Source organism: Aliivibrio sp. 1S128 (assembly GCF_001691065.1).
Classification (GTDB): domain Bacteria; phylum Pseudomonadota; class Gammaproteobacteria; order Enterobacterales; family Vibrionaceae; genus Aliivibrio.
The window spans coordinates 58,850-77,970 of record NZ_MAJV01000036.1 but is presented as its reverse complement, the minus strand read 5'-3'; the positions used below and the strand labels follow the sequence as shown (position 1 = coordinate 77,970).

The window sequence follows — 19,121 nt, the reverse complement described above, 5'->3', positions numbered from 1 at the left end:
ATAACCTACTACATTAAAAAGAAAAAAATCACTGTGGCTAACCTAAATCAACCACAGTGAACCCTTGTTATCGCACTGAGCGCGCGAAACGGTTTAGCATCACTTGGCTTTCTTTATCGATATTGGCGAGTGCTTTTTCTACCGTAATTCGGTCTGCAAATACGTTATCAAACTCTCTATGCATTACCTCTTGGATTTGTGAGTAGAAACCTAAGCGGTAACCACGCGTCCATTCGCCACCCGGTAAGCTCAACTGTTTTACGCCTACTTCTGCATCTGGCTGTTCTTGGTAATAACCTGATTGTTTAGTCATGTTATAAGCGGCTTTGGTAACCGTCACATAACCCGTTGATTTATGCCAAAACATTTGTGTCTCAGGACTTGTTAAATAACTAAAAAAGGCTGCAACGGCTTGCTCTTCTTCTTTTGGCTTACCATCAATGGCAAATAACGCAGCGCCACCAATAAAGGTGCGACCGGCCTCTTTATTGACTGATTTCCAATATGGTAGATACGTTGTACCTAACTCAAAATCAACACGGTTACGTAACCCACCAAACGAGCCTGATGATCCTAACCACATTGCTACTTTTTGCTTCTCAAATGGTTGTTGGTTTGCATCCCAATCTGAGCCGTAATACTTGTAATACCCTTTGTCTGACCACTCTTTTAGCTTGTTAAAGTGCATTGCCATGTCTGGCGTATTAATCATGATGTTGGTCGCTGGCGCATCAAAGCCATTGTTTTTATTAGCAACAGGAAGGTTATGGCGAGACTTGAAGTTTTCGAACATGATCCAAGGCGTTAAAGATTGTGAGAAAGTGGCGTAGCCTTGCGTTTTTAATTTTTTCGCGACTTGTTCTAGCTCTTCATAGGTTTTAGGCGCTTCGACCCCTGCTTTTGCAAGAATGTCTTTGTTGTAATAGAGCACTGGGGTTGAGCTATTGAATGGCATACCGATCATTTTTCCATTGCTGTCTGCGTAGAAGTTACGAACCCCTGCAATGTAGTCTTTGTTATTAAATGAATAACCAGATTGAACGAGAATATCTTCGACAGGTTTTGCAACCCCAGGGGCATTGATGATGGTTGCGGCACCCACATCGGCCACTTGCAGAATGTTCGGCGCTTGGTCGGCACGATAAGCGGCAATGCCTGCGGTGAGGGTTTCTACGTATGAGCCTTTAAACACTGGGGTAATTTTGTATTCATCTTGTGACGCATTAAAATCACGAGCAATAGTATTGACTGTTTCGCCTAGCTGACCACTCATTGCATGCCACCACGTTATGTTGGTTTCTGCCATGGTTGTCGTTGAAAGTAACGACGCTAGAACACCTGTTATCAATTGCTTTTTCATCTTATTCCCTAATGATTTAGTATGAGTAACCGTTAATGTGATGCTCATAGTAGGGATTGAAGATGACAGTTATACTTCAGTTTTATTGTGTTCTTGTGATGATTTTGGGGTAATCTTGTTTAATGCTCTCTATTTTTGGAATACAGAATCCGGTGAATAAAATAATAGAAACAATAGGTCACCCTTGGTTCGTACCGCTTATGATTTGTGGTTGGTTTTTCTTAGAAACCACCAACACAACTTTTTACGGTTATTACCTCATGCTTGCCGTGGCTATTTTTGGTTATGCACTTGGTTGGTTAGTATTAACGCATTACAATGATATTCAGAAATTAAATCACAACAGTAAAGTTCGCCAACATCCGTTCTATATTTTTAAATACCGTTCTATCTATATGGTGCTTTGCATTGGCTTTGTTGGGGCGATTAACATGCATGCCTTAATTGGCTCTCCTTTTATTATCAATACCCCTGTCATTGAAAAAGCACACCGTAGTGGCCGAAGCGCCTATTACACCATTACAGTACAACCCGTTAATTACCCTCGGTTAGAACTACGAGTTAAAGAGAAATTTTGGCAGGAAATATCGATTGGTCAAAAGGTTGCATTAACCGCACAAAAAAATGTACTAGGATTATCCGTAGTCGATAAGTATGAGCATATTGCAAAAATTCATAGATAAATAACCTATTCACACTTTATTCAACACCGTCGCCTAACAAGCGTCACGCAATATTGGTTTTATCATAACCGTCTTCTGGGTTATTTAGCGCGGCTTGTAATGCAATGCCTTAGAAGGTTTCAAAATCCATTTCTCGGTCATCTTTAAGTGGTTCGATTCAGACCAGTTTACTAATACCGTACGCGGTGAAACTTTCATTGTCGAGCCATCGAGTTTAAGCGTTGTTTGCTTTAAGAAGGTTAGCGAGATAGAGCGGGATTGGCTGAAAGGTATGGCTAATATACTCAAACTCATAGAATGTTAGTATAGGTTAAACAATAAATTAAAGTAAATTCAAAGAATTAAACCATTTCAATGGAACTTGTTGCGGAACGTGGCCGCAATAAGCACGTTGTTTGTGCTTTTTGCGCATGGTTATTGTCCCGCTTGCACACTTGCCTTGTTGCTCATTACCCATGCAATTAACGCCACTTTTCTAGCTGAGACAGTCTTAGGCCGTATCGTGCCAATACTCCCTCGTGAATTCGTCCTAGCTCCTCTAATACAAGGGCGATAATGTTTTGCTTATCCGTTTCTTGTTCATTGCTAATAAACGATTCAATTATATCAAGAGGTTGAGATTCCGGCGTCAGTATGACTTGTTTAACAATCTTCTTTATCTTCGCTCGATATTGCGTTTAATTTCAAACCTATTCATGACAGATACCCTTTTAATTGTGACACTTTTCTGGATGAAAGTGTCACACTTATGGCGCATTTATCCTTTAGTGACAGCAAGAGTGTCACAGTAAAGTATCGGCATCTTTAGATTAACGCCCTAAAGGCTCACTTGCTTATCTTTGAGTCCGCAAATAATTAGTTTCGGGGTAATAACCTAATTAAGATAGTATTTTACCCCAAAATACGCATAATCTTGCTATACAGAACTCAAAGAGAGATTACCCATGACTAATTTTCAATATTACTTTCAACAACTGCCTTGTTTTAACTGTAAAAAAACCAAAGTAAACACGGATCTTGGCTGGTTAACGGCGACGATGAAAGATGATGTCGTAGCACAAGCGGCTGCAATTATCGCGCAAGAAGGCGCAGAGTCAGAGCTTTCTGTGAACGTAACTTGTACTAAAGCAGAAGCTCGTGATTACTTATTGCTGAATTTCTACGGTTACTCAGAAGAACAACTAGCAGATCAAGTTAAAGCGGAAGATGAGCAAGAAGTTGCGGATGAAATAGCTGAGTTACTAGAAGACGGTAATGATACAGCAGTATTTGAACATGAAATCGTACTACAAAGTTGTACTGAATGTAACGTTGATTAAGACTTAAACTAAGCATAATCAGTAAACGTTCCATATTCGTTATACATAATGATTTAGGCGTTAGCAGAGAATAATTTGCTAACGCCTTTTTTGTTTTTTTATCAAAATCGCCTATACCTGAGATAACTAAAAGATAGTTACACAGAGCCAGAAATATTACTTAACCTCATATCTAAGTAATACTTCATTATCAAGCACCACATTCGTTGACCAAATAAAACTCGCTCCCGCACCACTAAATTTATCAATAAAATTCATGTACGCCTTCTTGTTATTTACGCCGATGTCGCCTTCTGTATATAACGTTGCTTGAGGCCAAGATGTTGCATCAAACTCTTTACCCATCCAGTTATTTGGGGTTTCCCAATGAGCGGCGTAAGCATTCTCTCCATTATCTGTACCTTCTGTAGTACAAGTTTCAGACAGGCGTACCTCTTCCACTTCACTTAGACACGTAAGATCATAAATAGGTGACGTATAGTATGTTTGAGCTTTCCAATCTGAGCCTGTAACAGTACCATCGCTAAAGCTAGCAATAAAACCACCGTCTCCTGGGTGATAACTCTTTCCACGGTTATTCTCTGTTCCCAAACCTAAGTTTTCTTCCCAATCAATAACTTTTACCGCTATCGTATAAGGTTTCTTAACTTTAAATTTCACGATACTAGAATTAAACGGTGTAAACGGCACTGTATCTACCGCGACAAGAGAACCATTGATATACAATTCAAAATAGTTATCAGCAAAAATATACCCCGTAATTTCTTCACCGTCTGGATCAATAACGACAACAGGCACTGAAGCTTCATCTACATTAGAAATATTTGAAGGCGTGATATTTGCACATTCTTCATATAGATCGACAGCTTTAGGACCTGTGGAAAAATTATTTTTTGCAGGAACGCGCCAAACCTTACCTTCTAAATCAGTGATATCACCAATACTTGCAACTCGGCTGCGCCCATTTTTGCACTCAAAAATATCCGACTCTACCGCTTTGGCGGCACCTTGCGTAATACTTGCTGAACCACTGTAATCGCTAATAGTCGTAGAAGGTACATCAGATGATGGCGAGCAACCGACAACCAAAAACAGTACTGATAAAAATGAAATGACATGATTTTTTTTGGTGTTCATTAGCTAAATATCCATATGAGTTGGTAAGTTGTATTAGTGTAGTTGACTATTAAAGTAATACAACATATCAGAGTAATGTTTCTTTATATTTTAATACGTTACGAATTATACATGCTCAAAAGTAAACCACTGTAAACAGCCTAGAATCCACTGACTTATTTTAAATTAATGCCAACCGCATTATTTTTATATACGTTTAAAGGTTTATTATGCAAGAAAAGCACTGGTCAAAGTTTCAGTTACTTCATGAAGTCGTCACCAAAGATGTTGAGCCATATAGCGTGGTTGCAGGCTCTCCAGCAAAACACGTGAAATATCGCTTTGAGCCTTCCGCGATAGAAGAGCTGTTATCTTTTAAAGTTTACGATTGGCCTACAGATAAGTTCAATGCTCTCAAACCGCATTTATGCAACCCTGATTTTGAGCAACTAAAATCACATAATCAGCTGAAATCATTGTCCATACAGGAGTGAGTGAGGTGAGTCTAATCGAAAAATAATTGGCGAATTAGCAAATTTAAATATAATTACGATACTATTTTCATATCTATTTTTTATATAACTGCACTTATGAAAATTATTTTACTTTGTCTTTTAATCGTTACCCCATATGCCATATCAAGTGAAAACCTTCGACTAGCTACGTACAACTCAAAATTCCTGCCTGCTTGTATGAACAAGGTACGTGTCATTAATTATCAAAGCGTTATAAACAATCTGAACGCTGATGTTGTGGCACTGCAGGAAGTTAGAGATCGGTACGCTGTAGAACGATATTTCCCCGCAACAGATTGGAACATAATTATCGATGATGACAGCACAGATGATATGAATTTGGCGTTCGCCATCCGAAAAGGTTTTCAATATAGATTGGATTCTGGGAATTTGAAGAACGTGGATAAAAACATAGACTTTGCCTTTCCTAAGTCGAACCCAAATTTTATTGATGAAAGAAGAGTTTTAAAATTATTCATCTCGTATAAAGGTAAAGAAATTTTATTGTTAAATCATCATGCAAAATCTCGTTATAACGGTCGAATGATTACGGATGAGCAGAGGACAAATGCAGCATTAGACCTTATTGATTATATATATCAAGCTCCTACTGAATATGCTGCTCTTTTAGGTGACTTCAACGACACACCAGATGATAGATCGCTTAACACATTAGAACGTGGCATCGACTCCCCTATGCAAATAGAGAATGTTAATGGCAGTTTTCTTATTAACATTACCGAGCCATTAACGTTAAAAGAACATGTTTCATTTGGTCTAAAAAGCCTCGATAAGACAGATTCTATCTGTAAGATTAGTCAATCCATCGATACCAGGTTCAAGAAAATAAAATATTGATAATTTCTTAAACGACATACCAGCAAGAAAGGCTTTGTACGACCAAATCTTAGTTTCACCCGCCTTAATTACTCTTTTCAGTCAACCTACCGCAGCCAAAATATTTGATGAAGTCGTTGGTATTGATGGAAATGATGACACGCGAGCTTCAGACCACCTTCCTGTTTATGTGGATTTTCACTGCCCTGATTGTGATGCACCTAAGTTAAGAATCACAGCGTTGCTCCCTAACCCTTTAGACTCAGACTCGGGTAACGAATTAATCAAAATCCAAAATTTCGGTAATAGTTTTCAAGAAAAATTATCATCCAAGATGCTTCACTTAAAAATGAAGTAATTGAAATCGATCTAGCTAAACAACAAACAATTATTCATAAAATTCAATCAGGAGTAACACTAAACAACAATGGTGACACTATAAGAATACTAAATAAATATGAAGAATTATTGGATGAAGTAACTTATTCATCTTCTAAGGAACAAATGGAAATTTTCTTTTAAGGACATAGTGGTTTATGAAAAACAAGTTTATTCAGTTCGGCATTCTACTTTCGATTTTTAGTTTGCCTAACGTCGCCCTTTCAGCCGAAGAGTGGGATGAAAAGAAAGTATACAATTCTGGTGATGTTGTTCAGTGGAAAGACTTGACATATATATCGTCGCACTGGACTCAAGGCACTGAACCTTTAAATAACAAAGTAAGCTGGGACGGTTGGATAACAATCAATACTGAGGAGATTGAACGTTGGCAACAATCAACCCCGTACAATGGTGGTACTGTTGTTGAATATAATGTTGGGTATTATATTGCAAAATGGTGGAATAATAATTCGATTCCTAGTGATTCAGCAGAGTGGCAAAGATTAGATCTCGATGTTGGGGGAAAACCTAGCCCAGACCCTACTCCTGACGACGGAAATGTAATTGGGAAAGATAGTGATGGAGATGGCTTACGTGACGACTATGCAGTTACCGTCGAAGAAACTTATACAAATACACAAGAAGTTGCACTAGCTACTCAGGCTGGTAAAGAGTTCGGAAAACTTCTCGAATTTAGTGAAAATAACATTGAAATTACGGTAGAAGATGCTCAGTTAATGGCAATTGATGGTATTACAATTCAATACTGTATTGATATTTACAAGCAAGCCAACCCTGACTTCGTAAACCCTATCGACTTATATTACGACACAATCGAACGTGCAATTGCAAGTAACGAAGCATCAACTCAGCTGTATAAAGCTTTACAAGGAAACGAGCCTGATATTTATGAGATTGATTGTAATGTGTTCTTAGAAGGGGTTTCAAAATGAATAAAGTATTAGCATCAATATTTATCACACTTTTTTCTATTAGCTCTTCTTACGCAGCATCTTGTGAGGAAAACGTAGATAAAGTTAAAATATTCTACGTGAACGGGATGTTTACCAATTATCAAAAATTCGGTGCGAATAAAGCCCATTTGATGGGCTTTCAAAAGAAGTACTTAAAAAGTGATTTTGAATTATATCCATTTGTAGATGGTAGTTATAACAATAGAACAATACAATGGGGTTTGCGTTCTAGATTCAGAGCAAGAGCGTTTAAAAGTATTGGGGGTTTTAGACGTCGGTGATGTATGGGGAATTGGTCGCCAATTATCAAAACGCATGAACACAATGGGAATTTTTACCGCGTTGCAATTGTGCGCGATGCCGATTGGTTTGGTGCGTAAGAATTTCAATGTGGAAGTAGAGCGCGTGGTTCTGGAGTTAAATGGCCAAGTCTGTAAATCATGGGGCGTAGCACGAGCCGATAAGAAACAGATATTCTCAACAAGAAGCATGGGTAACCGAATTACCGATTTAGAATCACTGCAGCAAGCGTTAGCCAAGCACGCGGCGATTGCTTCTTATAAGGCGAGAAAATAAGGCTCGCTGTGTAAAATTATGATGTGTTTTGCTTCTAACTCCCCTTTTGATGAAAAGCCAGTAAATAGAAAACTAATTCATAACTTTGCGTATCCAACAGCAGATGCAACACAACTGACTTCCATCGCGACCTCTCTTGCTAAAGCGTTATTTCAGCCAGGTGTTAATTATTACAAAGTGGGCGTTGGTTTGCTGGACTTAAGCGATGGCGATCATGAGCAATTTGATATGCTAAACCCGACCCCAAATAATACGGAATTGATGAGTGTATTTGATGGTATTAACCAAAAATATGGCACGGATGCGCTGTTTTTAGGCGCTCAAGGGATTAATGAAAAATGGGGAATGCGGCGCGATAGATTAACGCCGCAATATACAACAAGATGGAACGATGTGCCTAAGATCAGGTGTTGATTGGTTACATAAAAGGGATAAACATAGCCCAGCTTAGTTAAGTGCGTTATTTTTCTTAGGAATAGAAACAGCCTGCTTACCAAATACGTTAATGAGCGCACCTGTCACAATCAAACCACCACCGATATAAGTCCACATTGATGGGATCTCATTAAATACCCAAACGCCTAATAGCGCAGAAAAGACGATCTGAACATAGGAATACGCAGACGCTTTACCTGCGGCTTGGGTTTGCATGGCTTTGGTCAATCCATATTGTCCAATTTGCGTGAAGATGCCGATTAAAATCAAGATCATAGTAAGGAATAGACTTGGCCATACAAAGTCATTCCAAATCAGTACGCTTGAGATAGGTAGTGCCACTAATGGGAAATAAAATATGATCACAGAGCTGTCTTCTGTTTGGCTGAGCTTTCTTACTATCACATAGGCAATCGAACTTCCTAATGCACCACACAACGCAACAAGGATACTAAAAACAGGCAGTTCACTTGTACTGCCACTGTTCATGCTTGGTTGAACCATAACAAATAAGCCCACAAGACAAAACGCAATGCATATCATGGTTGATTTTTGAATGTGTTCTTTAAGAAACAGGACGCCGAGCAATGCGGTAAAGATAGGATGAACGTATTGTAAGATGGTTGCTTCAGCCAAAGGCAAGGTCGTTACTGCGTAGTAAACACACATAAGCGCTGCTGTGCCTACTGTCCCACGAGCAAGAAGTAAGGGTTTATTGTTCCCCCATATCGAAATGCCTTTTCGTTTCACATCTGCATAGCTAATGATCAAAGACACCAACGCCCTTGCTGCCACAATTTCAAATACTGGAATGCCGTAATTGCTCACGTATTTTACGCACGCTGACATGAGCGCGAATCCAAGTGCAGAAAGAAACATAAATCTAACCCCTGTCGGGATCAGTGAAAAAGAGAAAGTAGGCATAACAACATCAACCAAATTTAGAAGGTAATGAATACTACCCTTTCTTCTACTACATCCCCAGAATAATCATACCGGTGAGCATAATGAAATAGACTTAGTGCCAACATTCGGAACTATCAAAAAAATAGGGCATACTGACCAAACACATAAAAAGATAACCATAAGGCACGCATGAATTCGATAAATATCAGTAACCCATTTACGCTTAGCAATGGCCAAGTGATTAAAAATCGTTTGTTCAAATCAGCAATGAGTGAACAGCTTGGCGATAAGCAGCATAACCCCACGTCTGGTTTAGCAACCCTCTATCAACGTTGGGCTAAAGGCGGTATTGGTTTATCGATGACGGGGAATGTCATGGTGGATAGAACTGCCCTTGGTGAGCCTAAGAATGTGGTTTTAGATGAACAAAGTGATCTTACGTTATTTACTGAGTGGGCGAATGCCGGAAAACAAAACGACTCACACATATGGATGCAGCTTAATCATCCAGGTAAACAAATTCCTAAATTCTTATGTGCAGACCCTGTTGCTCCCTCTGCTATCCCACTAGAACGCGGATTAGAAAAAGGCTTTAATACCCCACGAGAACTCACTGATAATGAAATCCATGAGATCATTAATAAGTTCGCCACCAGTGCCAAACTAGCAAAACAAGTTGGCTTTACTGGTGTGCAAATTCATGGGGCTCATGGCTATCTTATCAGCCAATTTTTATCCTCAAGACACAACCAACGAGACGACAAATGGGGTGGTTCATTAGAGAATCGACTGCGTTTTGTTCTCGAAGTGTATCGTGCTATCCGTAAAGAAGTTGGTGATGCTTTTCCGGTGGGCATTAAGCTTAACAGTGCCGATTTTATGAAAGGTGGGTTCACAGAAGATGAGTCCATGCAGGTTGTACAAACTCTAAGTGATAACGGCATCGATTTGATCGAAATATCCGGCGGCACTTACGAGAGTCCATCGATGATGGGAGCCAAAGATAAAAATAAACCTGTAAAAGAAAGCACCGTTAAACGTGAGGCTTACTTTATGGATTACATGGAGAAAGTAAGAAAACTGGTCAATACACCCTTGGTTGTTACCGGTGGTTTTCGTACTGCTCCTGCAATGAATGAAGCCTTAAATACCTCTGCAACTGACTTTATTGGCATTGCACGAACCATGGCGGTTGACCCTGATTTTCCTAATAAACTAATTGAAGACCCAAGCCATGGAATGCCACTAGCCGAACCAACAACGGGCAAACCTGCATTAGATAAAATGGCGATGGTTGGGCTTGTTTGGTATGAACACCAAATGTGGCGTATTGCTGATGGAAAAGAAGCCGATCCTCAATTAAGTGCCTTTGGGGTGGTATTTAAAACTCTACTAAGTGCAGGTTGGTATGCATTTAAAAAGCGCAGAGCGTAAGTACTTTAAACAAGCGCATCAAATGAAACGAAGAATTGATATGAATTAGCTTCCTCTGAAGCAAAAGAATTTGTGAAAAATTCACTCATATTGGATTTTCGCTTCACCTAATGCAGTTAATTTTATCTCTGATTCTCACGTTACGCAGTATATTGACCTTGTATATAAACTCGGATTGGCACTTCAGTAGCTAAAAATAAGTCTTACCTTGTTAATTTGTTATTCCATCTCATAGTACTTTTAGACAAAAACGTTAGTTTAAGATAATCGAGTACCTACAATTGCTGTTCGGCATTCGGTACTCGAGTTTTCTGGTTTTGTATAAAGTTCAACGTTAAACCCTACGTCTTCCATAATTTTTTTATAGAACTCAACACTAAATATTCCTAACTCCATTCGGTCAAATTCTATTTGAGTGACTCCTTGATCTTTTTCATAGTACGAAGTCAGGATATTAAGTCGGTTTTCATGTATTGGGTGTCGTTCTATATAATCAATGACGGTCAAGTCGCTTTCAGGTAATGATGTTATGCGATGATCAACAATAGGCTTATTGAAGCTATCCCCATCAAACTCTGGAGACAAGGCAAAAATACCTCCGCATCTTAAATGTTGGTAAGCGTTCTCAAAAGTAGCTTTTATATCATCGACATTAAACAGATGACCGATACTGTCATGCAGTAAAATAAAGTCGAAATCTTGCTGCAAACTAAATTGTGTTATATCACCCTGAATGGCATTCACATTCGGGTTAAATTGCTTACATTTTGTTAGCATGTCTGGGGATAAATCAATGACAAATGCTTCAACATAAGGGCTGATATATGAGAGAAGGTGCCCTGGCCCTGAAGCTAATTCAAGGAACTTGGGTTGCGTTGTAGCACATTTATTCTCAATAAGTTCTATCCAAAATTGAGCCTCTCCTTGATAATCATCTCGACTAATTACATAGTCATAATATTTTGATAAATCACTATAAAGGCGGTTAGCCATCACATCCAAATAATTGAATTTCATTATATTCATAACCTATCTTGATTTAATAATGCACCGATAGCTTTGGATAAGAGCGAGTTAAGTTGCTCATATTCAATCTCAGATAAAGCGTATTGAAATTCACTATCAACCTGCTTATAGATATCTACTTCTAAATCACGCAATGCTTGAGTTTTTTCGGTTGGAACTAATCTCACCCCTCTGCCATCAGTATGATTTTTTATTTTAGATAAATATCCCTTTGATTCTAACTTACTCACCATATGGCTCGCAGAGGCATTGCTAACATTCATCTTCTCGGCTAAAGAGCTAAGTGATGCGTTTTCTATTAACCCATTAAGTGCATAAAGGTAGTCTAATTCATTGTTTGTTAGATCATTACTTACTTGATCACTTATTTTTAAACGCCAGCGACGCCATAGTTCGAACTCAAGTAGTTCCAGACTCTGAATAGTATTCATTTACATGCTCTCTTAAATATACTTAGTTAGTCTAACTAAGCATATTTAAGAGAGCAAGATATAAATTGTTAATTGATCGTTATTCCTCATCACCATTGATCGTATGTAAATTGTGTTTACCCACGTCATAGGTCTCTTTTAGGTACTGTTGTAACAGTAAGAAACTTTGATCTCTAAACCAACGATGAGCAGGATCATTCTGATATTTACTTTGGCACAGTAAATATCAGAATGAACTGGCAGCTCAAACGGTAACCGTTTAATGGTTTAATGGTTTAATGGTAATTGGCAGTTTATCGATAAATTGACCAGCGATATGCAGTGGTGCAGTCACAAGCGCATCTGTCTGGCAGATAAGTCCTCCCGATAAAATGTAAATTTACACACCTCAGTTCGCTGATTTATTTATGTAATAATCAGCTACTTTGATGATCGATTTTTTTACCTGTGCAATCTGTTTTGAATGTGGACACCAAAGGGATATGGGAACCATTATGTCTTGTTTGATCTCGTCACATTTTATCTCTACCAAATTTTCAGTCACATATTCAGACTCGATTATCGACTTTGGCAAAAGAGCCCAGCCAAAATTATCTTGAACAAGCTTAATAATGACCGCTAATTGATCAACATATTCATGTTTTGAAGAAACAACAACCTTCTCCGTCATTTTATCGTCGACCATAGATTTGAGTACAAACTGGCGTAAAGATTTCATCGTTGAGAGCGCTTCGCTTGAGGGCTTAGTCGATAATTCACTTCCTGCATGAGCAAATGGCACAAAAGGCATATTCCCCAAAAAAGTAAAATCAATACTATTAATCACTTTGCTTTCGTATATATTCACAATCCCAAAATGAATACTTCCATCTTCAATCCCTGCTTTTATTTCTGGTTTCGTTCTGACCAAAAAATTAACGCGCATGGATGGGAAGTCTTCATAAAGCTGTCGACGAATTTTAGAAACAACGTGATGAGGTAAAAAGCTCGCATAAGCTATCGTCACCGACTCTAACCCGCCAAATGAAAGACTTAATGCAAATCTATCAAGAGTTTTAGCCTGCTCTAGTATTTGCTTTGCGTAATGATAAAGAAGTACTGCATCTTCCGTGGGTTCAACACTGCGGCTCAATCTATTGAATAAAGTGATCGCTAACTGGTCTTCTAAACTCGTGATAACTTGTGCAACCGTTGTTCGGTGCTTAGTTAATTTTATCGCCGCTTTACTAAACGCCTGCTGTTCATATACCGCAACGAAAGTATTTAATTGTTCAAGACTAAAGTTCATATCATGCCCTGCGAGTCCTTATCTTCGATAATAAATCTTACCACCAGAGTCCACATTAAACATACGAATTAATATTTTTTACCACGAAAAACCGAAATACCCCTTTCCCACCGATGTTTGGATGACAGCGATGGTTCGAGCCCATCGCTAGAGAGTTAATAAGTCTAAAAACCTTATGTAAAGTTGCGTTATTGCACTTAAATAACTCAGGAACGTCCAATGACCACACTAAAAATGACCACTTTGTCTACGGCTTTACTTGCTACCATTTCTATTTCTGCATTTGCTGATGATACTCAAAAAGTCGACCCATCCGATATGACTCGTGCCAGTACTAATATGTATGTGGCAACCAACAACATAGGTGATCTAAAGCTATCGGGAGCTCTATCATATACTTATGACAACGGACAGATGTCTATGGTCACATTGGAAGGTTCGATGGATAATGAGGGGAAATATAAAGACAGCCGAGCTCAATATTTCCATGTATTCAATATAAATAATGCCGTTACACCTCGTGTAGCCGCGTCATTAGACATCATTGATAATGCAAGCTTTACTACTGCAGCTGTAGGTGGTGTCGCTATTTTTAGAACTCCAATCGACTCTCTGACCTTTTTTGGCCGTGCAGCAGTGATGGGCGGTGAATATTCAGACAGCACAACAAGTGCCTTCGGTGTTACAGACAATAGTATCGTAGGTGGTATGGCCGCTGCTTATGCAGTTTGGAAGCCGGGCGCCGATGGTACTTATTTTGCAGCCTACCCTGAATTTACGTACATGGATGGTGATATTGAAACGAGTACCGTTAAAACCACTCTACTCGCAGCGACTCCTTTTTCGGCAGACAAAACACGTTGGGGGCAAGTCAAGGTTGAAAATACTTATGGAAGCATGGAGTCAACCAATCAAAAATTAGACATTGACGACACGGTTGTTTGGTTCCAATACAAAGTATTCTTTTAAAACGACCCGGATCCATAATACGTTCAAAGGTGAATCGAGAAATTCGCCTTTTTTTGTTTCTAGTTTTTTCCTTACTTCCTCTCAATTTTTTTTGTTAAAATAGCCATCATTTACTATTCAGCTCGACCTTACCTTGAATTCACTATCTACTTCTACTTCTACTTCTACTTCTACTTCTACTAAATTACGCCTACATCCCATATTTTTTCAACACTCAAAACCTTATTCTAGCGGCCCATTTCAATGTCATTATTAATTGATACTTAACTATTTACGCTTGCTAGTACATGTTTTACCCTCTACTCATCAGTAGTGCGCGTAGTGTTGGGGCGCGATATAGGCTCAAGAGTGACTTAGTTTGAATCAAGCTATATTGATCTCAAATGTATCGTCTGGATACAATGAGTAACAGAAAGGAGCTAAAACAAGTAATGATAGTTATCGCGTGAACATCTTTATGCCATTACGTAGATATATAACTACATGTCTATAATTCATAGAAGCGTTACCAAGGGCTGCAATGAATAGCGATGTTGAGATGAACCAAAGATATCGTGATATTTAATCGAGCACACAGGCAATCAATAACGAAACTGAATAAACAAAAAAACGCCAGTCAGGCGACTGGCGTACAAAAAGATAAAACTCTATTCAATGACCAAACCTATCAATGATTGATCACATTAGGTGGCAACCACCAAGCATTATTAGCGGCTAAAATATTTCGCAATCTCACGAGCATAAGTTTCTTCTTGGTTTTTGCCGTTACTGGTTGAAAAGAAAGATATAACTAAGTCTTTTTCTGGTGAAATATACACACCTTGACCACCAACACCTGCCTTGTATAAGTCGCCATCCTCAAAGATTGCATCAAATTGATAACCATTCTTGATGTTTGTGTCGTTGTAGAAAGAGTGTTCCATCATCTTACCAACATAACCACCACCATAAGCTTCTGGGTTACCTGAGTCTTGAATTAACGTAATGACTTCTTTGCTAACTCCACCATTACCCAACTTTGCGGCTGACGGAGTAAGTAACATACCGAATTTAGTCATATCTTCAATTGTGGTGTTCATTGAGAAAAACATTAAAGGATATCCCCCTTTTGGAGAAACGACAGTGTAAGCGTCATTATTTGCCCCCATTTTCTGCCACATATCACGACTGACAATCTCATTCATGGGTAAGTTACGAACATTCTCAATAAGTCGAGCCAGAACAAACGTATTAATTGAATTGTATTCGAATGTTTTTCCGCCCGGCGCTCTTCGTTTCATTTCAGCAAGTACTTCAAGTGGGCTTTGGTTGCCTTCACCTTCAAACACGCCAATGGAAACCGCCCATTTAAACCAAGGTTGTTCTGGGTTTATACGTGAGTCCGCCTCTGGCTCATCGTGCTCTGTTGCGTTCAAACCCGTGGCCATGTTTGCAGTATCAGAAACTGATACCGTATCCCAGTCAGAACCTTTCAACTCAGGGATATATTTAGAAACTGGATCACTAGGGTTAACTTTGCCCTCATTGACTAATTTAGCCAGCTCTATACCTGCTGTAATTTTCGAGTTTGAAAACCAATTATGCTTGTCTGTTTTTCGCATCGTGTTGTAACGTTCAAAGACAACCTCTCCACTCTTAACAACAAGAAAAGCATCGACAGGGTAAGAATCTAGGTGTTCATTTAATGTTTTGCTTTCACCGTGTACAGTCGCTGATATTTCACCAATTTTTTTGTCAATTTGATATGGGAATTGATAGACAGGTCCATCACGTTCAATTTGAGCCGTAGGATAGAAACGGCTTAGGTTCTGCCAAGCAAACTTAGATTGTTCAATAGGAAATTGAAGTTTAACGCGGTTGCCTTTTTCCAAGAAAAAGTCATGAGTGTTGTAAACATCTACGTTTGTGGATGATTCATTAACGCTCTCATTAGCAAACGCTGAGCCTGCAAATAGAGCCGTTACAATGGATATAGCGATTAAGCTTTTCATATTGGTTTCCTATTGGTAATAAGTGCTGTAGTGAGAACGGCATGCAAAAGCTGCGAGCCAGTTGCCTCTGTTAATACAGACACGTTACAAGGAAAACGGAATAACGCCTCATCGCCTCCGATGGATTGCTTCCATCAAACATTGAAGTTAGGAACATGAACTGCGTTCCTATTTAGACTACCATTTCAAGCGGTACTAAAAAACCGTCCAGTTTCATAGGTCTCTTTTAGGTGCTGTTGTAGCAGTAAGAAACTTTGATCTCTAAACCAACGGTGAGCAGGATCATTCTGGAATTTACTGTGCCAAAGTAAATAATAACTATGAACGGGCAGTTCAAACGGTAACGGTTTAATGGTAATTGGCAGTTTATCGATAAATTGACCAGCAATATGCAATGGTGCAGTCACAAGCGCATCGGTCTGGCATATAAGCTCTATGGCTGAAGTAAATGAAGGGGTCTTTGCGAGTACTTTTCTTTTTTTCTTATGTTGCTGAAATAGCTCTCCTACATACTGCTTCATTTCTCGTAATCCATGAACCAATACGTGCTTTGATTCAAAGTAAACGTCTTGGCTCACCGCTTGATTAGCTAAGGGATGTGAATCAGCCATTATGATAACGTACTCATCATCAATCAATTTTTTCCCATAAATATTCTCAGGGAAATAATCCAATGTTGAGGCCACAAGCTCAATCTTATTCTCAGACAGCGCTTGAATGTGTTGCTCTTGCCAAAGCTGACTATATAACGAGGCATTAGGTGCTTGAACCACTATTTCTTTGCAAATAACGGGAACAATCGATTCCGAAAGAAAGGCGGTGTAAGCCAGTGTAAACTCTCGGCTGCATTCTTTAGGAGAGAATATCTCTACGTCATATAAGTCATCAAGAGTCGCCAATATTGATGGCAGTTTTTTCAGTAATGCTTCACCTTTTGCACTGACCACAAACTGGTTCCCCTCTCGGATCAAAATAGGATCATTAAAGGCGGTTCTAATTTGAGTTAAGGTTCTACTCATTGCTGATTGCGTTACGTTTAGGCGTTTCGCTGATCCTGTCAAACTTCGTGTTTGTAGCAAGGTGTATAACGGGCGTAGCAGTTTGTAGTTATTCATGCCTCATCCTTGAGTTCTTATTTACAGCTGTTTTAGCATCCAAACATCACATGCCCCATGAAGTGTTTCTTCAAGTGGTTGTGGTAGATGTTCAAAGCCTAGTTTTTCGTACAATCGCACTGCCGCAACCATATTAGAAAGCGTATCAAGATAACATTGAGTAAAGCCCTGCTCTTTCCCAAACGCTAAACACGCAATAGCAAGTTGCTTTCCAAGGCCTAACCCTCTGCTTTCTTCAAGCAAAAACAGTTTTTTTAATTCACAGGTATTCTCATCATTACCAAAGGGGGCAAGGCCACAGCCACCGACGACTTTTCCATCCAATAACGCGACCAAATAATGACTGCGGTTTTCTTTAGTATAAGACAAACTCATTGCATCCACTTCGGCATCCGATGGACCAAAGCCCTCACCGACGGCTCCGTATTCTTCGCCTACGCATTTAATAACACAGCTTAACTCTTCATCATGATCTGCTGACACTTCGACTATATTAAGGCTCATAATGTCTCTCTTAGGGTTCATCACATTCATCTTTGATTACTCATTTTGTCTTTGATGAATTAACTATAAGGTGACACAGTTATGATTAAAAATCACATTAACTCATACCGGCCATGATTAAAAGTTAATCCGTTCTTTACTTATTACCACCATACAGCGTTGAAAAATTCGGTATATTTTTCTCCCACACCGGTGAGCCCTCTCCAATAATCGATTTTAAAACATCGATAAATAACTTAGTTTTGATGGGCGCATCTCGGTGTGGGTACACAGCATAAAAGGTTCCAAAATCTTCAATATTCAAATGCGTCATTATTGGGATTAACTTCCCTTCAGTGATTTCATTCTCTATCATTTGAGCTGTTACCACAGCAAGCGTATTACCAGCCACTGCGCTTTTTACTACCATCTCAACATCATTCACTTTATAAGCGACATTAAGTTGAAATTGCTGTTCAATATTGTTCTCATCAAGATAATTAAATTTATTAATGAACAATCCAGGCGCAGCATAAATCGTCGCTGGCAGTGATTCCAGCGTTTCAATTGTCTCTATCTGACCGTGTTCCTGAATGAAATCTGGAGAGGCGACAATTAATAAACGACTTCGGGCAATCTTACGAGAGATCAAACTGGAGTTCTTTGGTCTACCAATACGAAAACCAATATCAAAGCCTTCCTGCACAATATCAACCACTCTATCTTCTAATCTCATTTCGCATTTCACATCTGGGTATTGCTTCTGAAAAACAGAGATCGCATCTTGAACGTACTGACGGCCAAACATCATTGAGCTCGTGATCTTTAATATCCCTCTAGGCTCTGAATGGTAGTTTTGCGCTAAACGGTGCGTGTTATTCAATAAGTCACGTAACAATTTTGCTTGGCTCACCATTTCACTGCCTGCTGCTGTTAATGATAACGAGCGCGTGGTGCGGTTAAGTAAACGAACCCCTAACTCTTCTTCTAAGCGACTGATCTGCTTTGATATGACCGAGCGATCTAGGTTCTTTTGCTCGGCAACATTAGTAAAAGAGCCAAGTTCAGTGACTTCTAGCAATAAAAGTAAGCGATTAGAAAAGTCCATATGAGCCTCATGAGAATAAATAAAAACAGTATTGGTGCAATATTAGCATCAATCTTATGCCAGTAACGGTATTTTTCTCACCTAATAGATTGCTTATATTTATCTCACTGACGGAGAGGACGCCCTCTCAACGTAATTATATTTAACTAGCCAATAGGCGATTTAAAGGAAGTA

The 19,121-nt window shown here is 39.1% G+C and carries 17 protein-coding genes and 2 pseudogenes; 9 read left to right on the top strand and 10 right to left on the bottom strand.

Annotated elements, in window-relative coordinates:
• Positions 1 to 67 precede the first annotated feature (67 nt).
• Positions 68 to 1,360: an extracellular solute-binding protein gene (locus A6E03_RS07040; RefSeq protein ID WP_065592333.1), complete on the bottom strand. Its 1,293-nt coding sequence runs from the start codon at positions 1,358 to 1,360 to the stop codon at positions 68 to 70.
• 152 nt (positions 1,361 to 1,512) lie between these two features.
• On the opposite strand from A6E03_RS07040, the gene A6E03_RS07035 reads away from it, so the two are divergent.
• Positions 1,513 to 2,043: a hypothetical protein gene (locus tag A6E03_RS07035; RefSeq protein ID WP_141676938.1), complete on the top strand. Its 531-nt coding sequence runs from the start codon at positions 1,513 to 1,515 to the stop codon at positions 2,041 to 2,043.
• A gap of 944 nt (positions 2,044 to 2,987) precedes the next feature.
• Complete coding sequence (locus A6E03_RS07030; RefSeq protein WP_065592331.1) at positions 2,988 to 3,362, top strand: hypothetical protein; 375 nt, start codon at positions 2,988 to 2,990, stop codon at positions 3,360 to 3,362.
• Between the two features lie 156 nt (positions 3,363 to 3,518).
• Here A6E03_RS07030 and A6E03_RS07025 read toward each other — a convergent pair whose 3' ends face one another.
• Positions 3,519 to 4,499, bottom strand: a complete 981-nt coding sequence (locus tag A6E03_RS07025) for a hypothetical protein (protein WP_141676939.1) — start codon at positions 4,497 to 4,499, stop codon at positions 3,519 to 3,521.
• Between the two features lie 239 nt (positions 4,500 to 4,738).
• Here A6E03_RS07025 and A6E03_RS07020 point away from each other — a divergent pair.
• The 5 genes and pseudogenes from A6E03_RS07020 to A6E03_RS07000 all read left to right on the top strand — a co-directional run.
• Positions 4,739 to 4,972, top strand: a pseudogene (locus A6E03_RS07020) (hypothetical protein); the annotation flags it as partial.
• A gap of 198 nt (positions 4,973 to 5,170) precedes the next feature.
• Positions 5,171 to 5,851, top strand: coding sequence for an endonuclease/exonuclease/phosphatase family protein (locus A6E03_RS07015; protein WP_141677238.1), 681 nt, complete (start codon positions 5,171 to 5,173; stop codon positions 5,849 to 5,851).
• A gap of 34 nt (positions 5,852 to 5,885) precedes the next feature.
• A complete protein-coding gene (locus tag A6E03_RS07010) occupies positions 5,886 to 6,188 on the top strand; it encodes a hypothetical protein (RefSeq protein WP_065600506.1) in 303 nt (100 codons plus the stop codon).
• A 178-nt stretch (positions 6,189 to 6,366) separates the two neighbouring features.
• On the top strand, positions 6,367 to 7,164 hold the full coding sequence (locus tag A6E03_RS07005) for a hypothetical protein (protein WP_065600505.1): 798 nt from the start codon (positions 6,367 to 6,369) through the stop codon (positions 7,162 to 7,164).
• A gap of 222 nt (positions 7,165 to 7,386) precedes the next feature.
• Positions 7,387 to 8,175: pseudogene (locus A6E03_RS07000) on the top strand (DUF4113 domain-containing protein); the annotation flags it as partial.
• Between the two features lie 33 nt (positions 8,176 to 8,208).
• Here A6E03_RS07000 and A6E03_RS06995 read toward each other — a convergent pair.
• The gene (locus A6E03_RS06995) at positions 8,209 to 9,120 is read right to left on the bottom strand and encodes a DMT family transporter (RefSeq protein ID WP_083201849.1); all 912 of its coding nucleotides are present in this window, start codon (positions 9,118 to 9,120) and stop codon (positions 8,209 to 8,211) included.
• 171 nt (positions 9,121 to 9,291) lie between these two features.
• Here A6E03_RS06995 and A6E03_RS06990 point away from each other — a divergent pair, with 171 nt between their 5' ends.
• Positions 9,292 to 10,536 carry an NADH:flavin oxidoreductase/NADH oxidase family protein gene (locus A6E03_RS06990; protein WP_065600503.1) on the top strand — a complete coding sequence of 415 codons (1,245 nt, stop codon included), beginning with the start codon at positions 9,292 to 9,294 and terminating at the stop codon, positions 10,534 to 10,536.
• 258 nt (positions 10,537 to 10,794) lie between these two features.
• On the opposite strand, the gene A6E03_RS06985 is transcribed toward A6E03_RS06990, so the two are convergent.
• The 3 genes from A6E03_RS06985 to A6E03_RS06975 all read right to left on the bottom strand — a co-directional run bounded on the left by A6E03_RS06985 (position 10,795) and on the right by A6E03_RS06975 (position 13,281).
• Entirely contained in the window at positions 10,795 to 11,553 is a 759-nt protein-coding gene (locus tag A6E03_RS06985; RefSeq protein WP_065600520.1) for a trans-aconitate 2-methyltransferase, read from the bottom strand.
• 5 nt (positions 11,554 to 11,558) lie between these two features.
• Positions 11,559 to 11,993 carry a MarR family winged helix-turn-helix transcriptional regulator gene (locus tag A6E03_RS06980; RefSeq protein WP_065592320.1) on the bottom strand — a complete coding sequence of 145 codons (435 nt, stop codon included), beginning with the start codon at positions 11,991 to 11,993 and terminating at the stop codon, positions 11,559 to 11,561.
• A 388-nt stretch (positions 11,994 to 12,381) separates the two neighbouring features.
• Complete coding sequence (locus tag A6E03_RS06975) at positions 12,382 to 13,281, bottom strand: LysR family transcriptional regulator (RefSeq protein WP_045103437.1); 900 nt, start codon at positions 13,279 to 13,281, stop codon at positions 12,382 to 12,384.
• A 219-nt stretch (positions 13,282 to 13,500) separates the two neighbouring features.
• On the opposite strand from A6E03_RS06975, the gene A6E03_RS06970 reads away from it, so the two are divergent.
• On the top strand, positions 13,501 to 14,250 hold the full coding sequence (locus A6E03_RS06970) for a hypothetical protein (protein WP_065592319.1): 750 nt from the start codon (positions 13,501 to 13,503) through the stop codon (positions 14,248 to 14,250).
• Positions 14,251 to 14,957: 707 nt separating this feature from the next.
• On the opposite strand, the gene A6E03_RS06965 is transcribed toward A6E03_RS06970, so the two are convergent.
• From A6E03_RS06965 to A6E03_RS06950, 4 genes are all read right to left on the bottom strand, one after another.
• Positions 14,958 to 16,241, bottom strand: coding sequence for a serine hydrolase (locus tag A6E03_RS06965; protein WP_065600502.1), 1,284 nt, complete (start codon positions 16,239 to 16,241; stop codon positions 14,958 to 14,960).
• Between the two features lie 185 nt (positions 16,242 to 16,426).
• Positions 16,427 to 17,356 carry a LysR family transcriptional regulator gene (locus tag A6E03_RS06960; RefSeq protein ID WP_065600501.1) on the bottom strand — a complete coding sequence of 310 codons (930 nt, stop codon included), beginning with the start codon at positions 17,354 to 17,356 and terminating at the stop codon, positions 16,427 to 16,429.
• Positions 17,357 to 17,377: 21 nt separating this feature from the next.
• On the bottom strand, positions 17,378 to 17,860 hold the full coding sequence (locus A6E03_RS06955) for a GNAT family N-acetyltransferase (protein WP_065600500.1): 483 nt from the start codon (positions 17,858 to 17,860) through the stop codon (positions 17,378 to 17,380).
• A gap of 136 nt (positions 17,861 to 17,996) precedes the next feature.
• The gene (locus A6E03_RS06950; RefSeq protein WP_065600499.1) at positions 17,997 to 18,947 is read right to left on the bottom strand and encodes a LysR family transcriptional regulator; all 951 of its coding nucleotides are present in this window, start codon (positions 18,945 to 18,947) and stop codon (positions 17,997 to 17,999) included.
• Between the last annotated feature and the right edge of the window lie 174 nt (positions 18,948 to 19,121).